At 71.5% G+C, this 4949-nt stretch carries 4 protein-coding genes and 1 pseudogene; 4 read left to right on the plus strand and 1 reads right to left on the minus strand.

Going from position 1 to position 4949, the window contains the following annotated elements:
* The first annotated feature begins 153 nt into the window (after positions 1-153).
* From D7V88_RS38875 to D7V88_RS38890, 4 genes are all read left to right on the plus strand, one after another.
* On the plus strand, positions 154-747 hold the full coding sequence (locus D7V88_RS38875) for a hypothetical protein (RefSeq protein ID WP_120545577.1): 594 nt from the start codon (positions 154-156) through the stop codon (positions 745-747).
* Positions 748-941: 194 nt separating this feature from the next.
* Positions 942-1421 carry an RNA polymerase sigma factor gene (locus tag D7V88_RS38880; protein ID WP_120545578.1) on the plus strand — a complete coding sequence of 160 codons (480 nt, stop codon included), beginning with the start codon at positions 942-944 and terminating at the stop codon, positions 1419-1421.
* Positions 1418-2284: an ActD-like protein gene (locus D7V88_RS38885; protein WP_120545579.1), complete on the plus strand. Its 867-nt coding sequence runs from the start codon at positions 1418-1420 to the stop codon at positions 2282-2284. The genes D7V88_RS38880 and D7V88_RS38885 overlap by 4 nt, the downstream gene beginning before the upstream one ends.
* Entirely contained in the window at positions 2281-4548 is a 2268-nt protein-coding gene (locus D7V88_RS38890; protein WP_120545580.1) for a caspase family protein, read from the plus strand. Before D7V88_RS38885 ends, D7V88_RS38890 begins: the two co-directional genes overlap by 4 nt.
* Before the next feature lie 87 nt (positions 4549-4635).
* Here the strand turns inward: D7V88_RS38890 and D7V88_RS38895 are convergent.
* Positions 4636-4949, minus strand: a pseudogene (locus D7V88_RS38895) (DUF6748 domain-containing protein); the annotation flags it as partial.

Genomic DNA, 4949 nt, shown 5'->3' on the forward strand with positions numbered 1-4949 from the left:
GGGTAGGGGGGAACCTGTTCTCGATAAACCCTGGGGCCGACACGTGCATCGATAAGCCGACACTTGGCGGCCATCCGAGGCAGGCCCGTGTCTTTCTGCTTGCTGGGCAGGGGAGCGCTGCGGTTGGCGGGACTTCTGCGGTAGGGGGCCTCCATGCGAGGACGGTTCGTGACGCTGAGAGCGGTCGTGCTGGGGCTGGGACTGCTGGGATGTGCTCGGAGGCCCGAGCCCCTCTCGGCCCCGGTTCTCGATGACAAGACCGTCCACTTCCCGGTGCTCACCGGTGCGGACGTCATCCGGGTCGGTGCGGCCGGTGTGCCCGTCGTGCTGGATGGCGAAACGCTGCGCGCGCTGATGATCGTCTCGCGGGACCTGTTTCCCCTGGGGAGCGCGGCGTCCTCCTGTGACAGCCGGCCGGAGTCCTTCACGTACCGTGTTCTCCGGCAGGACGGCCTGCTCTTCGTCTATGTGAACGAGGAGCCCTCCGCGTGCGGCCGGCGCTTTCCGGCGCTCGACTCCGGCGCGAAGTACGCCCTGCGCGCGGATGGACGCATCCTCCGCCGCGTCGTTGATGGCGTGGACGCGGATGATGAACTGCGCGGCGTGTTGCTGCCCGATGGGGGCATGGGGACCGTGCTCGTGCCTCCGACGATGGGCGCGCTCCCCTGGGATGGCGGCCTCCCCGCTGGCTCCCGGGAGGATGCGGGGACCCAGGACGCCGGGCCGCTGTTCCCTGACGGGCGGTGAGTCCCCGGGTGGGCGGCTGTGCTCTCTCCACACTCATCCCCATGTGGCAGCCGGCCGGACGTGCCGAGGGCCTTCGCCGGGGTGGGGTGGCCGGAGCAGGGGAAACGGGGTAGGGACGCCGCTTCTTCGAAAATGCCGGTGACAGACTTTCGGGGCACCGGTGTTCCCCTGGTCCGACCCAGGAGGCGTACCCGGTGTCCGTCGATGTGGAGGCCTATTACCGACGCTACGGCCCCCAGGTGCTCCGGCGCTGCCGCTTCCTCTTGCGCTCCGAGGAACAGGCCGTGGACGCCATGCAGGACGTGTTCGTGCAACTGCTTCGCTACCAGTCCGCCTTGAAGGACGCCGCGCCGTCCAGCCTGCTGCATCAGATCGCCACGCGCGTGTGCCTCAACCGCCTTCGCGGCGCGAAGCGGCGCCCGGAGGACCGGGACGATGAGCTGGTCCTGCGCATCGCCGCCTCCGGTGACATGGAAGCGCGCGCCTCCGCCCGGGGGCTGCTGGACAGGCTCTTCGGACGGGTGCCCGCGTCCAGCCGGGACATCGCCGTGCTCCACCTGGTGGACGGCATGACGCTGGAGGAAACCGCCCGCGAGGTGGGCCTGTCCGTGTCCGGGGTGCGCAAGCGCCTCAGGGCCCTGTCCGCTGTCCTGCAGGAGCTGGAGGCCGCATGACGTCCCCCCACCGCACCCCGGATTGGCTGCTGGAGCGCATCGCCCTGGGGGAACTGCCCCCGGACGAGCTCGCCGCGGCCCGCGCCCGACTCGCCCAGGAACCCGACGGGCCCTCCCGCCTCGCCGCCCTGGAGGCCGACTCCCGCGCCACCCTCCAGGCCCTGCCCCCCGACACCGTCGTGCGCGAAGTGAAGGCCCGCTTCGCCCGCACCGCCGGTGCCGAAGGCGCCCTGCTCTCCGTGGCGCCCTCCCGAGCGGAGGCGCCCGCCGCGCGCCCTTCGTGGCGCTTCCTGCCCATCCTGGTGCCGGTGCTCGCGGGGGCGACCCTGTTCGTCATCGCGCGGCCCCTGTCATCCACCGACGGACGGGAGGCGCGGGACGCCTGGACGGAAGCGGGCGGCACCGGCGTCCTGGAGCCCACGCGCAGCAAGGGCCTGCTGCCTCGGCTCGACGTGCACCGGCAGGCCTCCGCCCGCACCGAGCGCCTCACCGACGGCGCCCAGGCCCAGGCCGGTGACGTGGTGCAGTTGTCGTACACCGCCGCCGGCAAGGCCCACGGCGTCATCCTCTCCGTGGACGGCCGGGGCGCCGTCACCGTGCACCTGCCCGACGCCGGCGACACGTCCGCCGCGCTGGAGCGCTCCGGCACGCACCTGCTGCCCCGCGCCTACGAACTGGATGACGCGCCCGCCTTCGAGCGCTTCTTCCTCATCACCGCCGACGCGCCCTTCGAACTGGACGGCGTGCTGTCCGCCGCGCGCGTCCTCGCCGCATCCCCCGACGCGCGCACCGCGCCGTTGATCCTGCCCGTGGATGTAGAACTGGGGCAGACGTCCTTCCTCCTGGAGAAGTCCCCCCGATGAGAGCGCCCGTCCTTGTCCTGCTGCTCTCGTTGCTGGTGGTGCCCCCGGCCTTCGCCGCCGAAGCCGTCGCCGTGCGCCGGCTGGCCCTGCTCGTGGGTGTCAACGATGGCGGCCCTGAACGCGTGAAGCTGCGCTACGCGGACACCGACGCGAGAGCCTTCTCCCAGGTGCTGTCGGAGCTGGGCGGCGTGCTGCCCCAGGACCGCGTGCTGCTCACGGACGTGGACCGCGCGGGCGTCCTGGACGGCTTTGAGCGCGTGCGCAAGCTCGCGGAGGGCGCGCGGACCTCCGGTGCCCGGCGCGTGGAGGTGCTGCTGTACTACTCCGGCCACTCGGACGACGAGGGCCTGCTGCTCAAGGGCCAGCGCATGGACTACGGCGAGCTGCGCCGCGCGCTCCAGGGCCTGCCCGCGGACGTGCGCATCGCGGTGCTGGATTCGTGCGCGTCCGGTGCGTTCGCCCGTCGCAAGGGCGGCGTCGCGCGGCCCGCGTTCCTCGTGGACTCCGCCATCCAGGTGAAGGGCCACGCCATCCTCACCTCGTCCAGCGCGGACGAGGCGTCGCAGGAGTCAGACCGGCTGGGCGGCTCGTTCTTCACCCACCACCTGGTGTCCGGCCTGCGCGGCGCCGCGGACGTCACGCACGACGGCCGCGTCACGCTGACGGAGGCGTACCAGTTCGCCTTCCACGAAACGCTCGCGCGCACCGAACGCACGCAGGGCGGCGCGCAGCACCCCAACTACGACATCGAACTCGCGGGCACCGGCGACCTGGTGATGACCGACCTGCGCGCCACCACCGCGGGCCTCCTGCTCACCGAACCGCTGGAGGGCCGGCTGTACGTGCGCGACGCGGTGGGCACGCTGGTGGTGGAGGTGCAGAAGGTGTCCGGCCGCTCCACCGAGCTGGGCCTCGCCCCCGGCGCCTACCGCGCGCGGCGCGAGCTGGGCGGCAGCGTGTCCGAAACGGCCTTCACGCTGAAGGAAGGCGTGCGCACGCCGCTGTCCCCCGGCGACTTCATGAGCGTGGGCAGCGAGGCCACCGTGATGCGCGGCGGCGCGGGCGGCATGTCCATGTCTTCGGGAGGCCGGGTGCTGCTGCCGGTGAACCTGAGCCTCATCCCGGCGGTGAGCACCAACCAGCTCCGGGCCGGTGACGCGCAGGTGGAGAACCGCTTCGCGCTGGGCGCCATCAACGGCGGCACGGCGCTGCGGAGCGGACTGGCGCTGGGCCTCCTGGGCAACGTGTACGGCGCGGAGGTGGAGGGCGCGGCGCTGGCCCTGGGCTTCAACGTCGCGGGTGGAGAGGTCCATGGCGCGCAGTTGTCACTGGTCACCAACGTGGCGCAGCAGGGGGTGGCCGGCGTCCAGGCGGCGCTGGGGCTCAACCTCTCCAACGGGGACGTGGACGGCGTGGGGCAGCTCTCGCTGGGCGCGAACATCGCGCGGGGCGGGATGCAGGGGATGCAGGCGACGCTGGGCCTCAACGTCGCCACCCAGGATGTCACCGGCCTGCAACTGGCGCTGGGCGTCAACCACGCGAACGGCGCGCTCCACGGCGTCCAGTTCACCCTGGGCGTCAACTCCGTCGCGGGGAACATGACGGGACTCCAGGGCGCGCTGGCGCTCAACCGCGCCCACTCGCTCTCCGGCATGCAGTTGGGGTTGATCAACGTGGGCGGCGACGTGACGGGCATGCAGTTGGGGTTGATCAACGTGGCCAGCGTGGTGAACGGCGTGCAACTGGGGCTCGTCAACGTGTCCCAGGAGGTGAACGGCGTGCCGCTGGGCCTGCTCACCTTCGAGAAGAAGGGTCAGTTCCACCTGGAGGTGTTCGGCAGCGACCTGCAGCTCACCAACGTGGCGCTGAAGTTCGGCGGCAAGCACCTGTACACGACGTTCATCGCGGGCATCGGGCCGGACGACCGCTTCCAGCGCTTCAGCCTGGGCCTGGGTCTGGGCGGGCACATCCCGCTGGGCTCGCGCTTCTGGGTGGACGTGGACGCGGCGGGCAGCAACGTGCTGTCCACCGACAACCCCTTCTCCGACAACACCGGCAACCTGCTGGCGCAGGTGCGCGCCATGGTGGGCTTCCAGGTCATGTCCCGGTTCGCCGTGTTCGGCGGCCCCACCTACAACGCGTGGTTCACCTGGGGGGACCCGGGCTTCGCGAAGCTGTCCACGCTGCCGGTGCGCTCGCACGACCTCAGCACCACCCGGCGCGTGCAGCACTGGCCCGGCTTCCAACTGGGCGTGCGCATCTGATCAGCAGCAGACTTCCAGGCTCCGGCCACGCACGACCGGGACCGCGTGTGGCGCGGTCCCGGCGGGGCCAGGAGCCTTCGCCCCACGTCAGTCGATGACGCGGGTGGCGCGCAGCGTGTCCAGCTTGATGTTGCGCACGGCGTTGGGGCCCTCGGTCAGCGAGCCCTCCAGCTTCAGGCCGCCAGGCGTGAAGGCCCGCTTCATCAGTTCGCCCTGCTTCGCGTCGTCGCCGCCGGTGACGGCGCTCAGGTCCACCTCGTGGATGGACTTGATCTTCTCGCCCGGCTTGTCCGCGAGGAAGACGTCGTAGTGGTCGCAGGGCGGGGCGAAGCAGCGCTTGCCGTTGTCCTTGACGATGTAGGTGGCGCTCATGGTGGCATCTCCAGGGGTGGGGGTGGGGG

This window comes from Corallococcus terminator, assembly GCF_003611635.1.
Taxonomy (GTDB): Bacteria; Myxococcota; Myxococcia; order Myxococcales; family Myxococcaceae; genus Corallococcus; species Corallococcus terminator.

Excerpts from the sequence above, each read along its gene's own strand:
- D7V88_RS38875 (WP_120545577.1), top strand. The coding sequence starts at position 154 with ATGCGAGGACGGTTCGTGACGCTGAGAGCGGTCGTGCTGGGGCTGGGA.
- D7V88_RS38885 (WP_120545579.1), top strand. The coding sequence starts at position 1,418 with ATGACGTCCCCCCACCGCACCCCGGATTGGCTGCTGGAGCGCATCGCC.
- D7V88_RS38890 (WP_120545580.1), top strand. The coding sequence starts at position 2,281 with ATGAGAGCGCCCGTCCTTGTCCTGCTGCTCTCGTTGCTGGTGGTGCCC.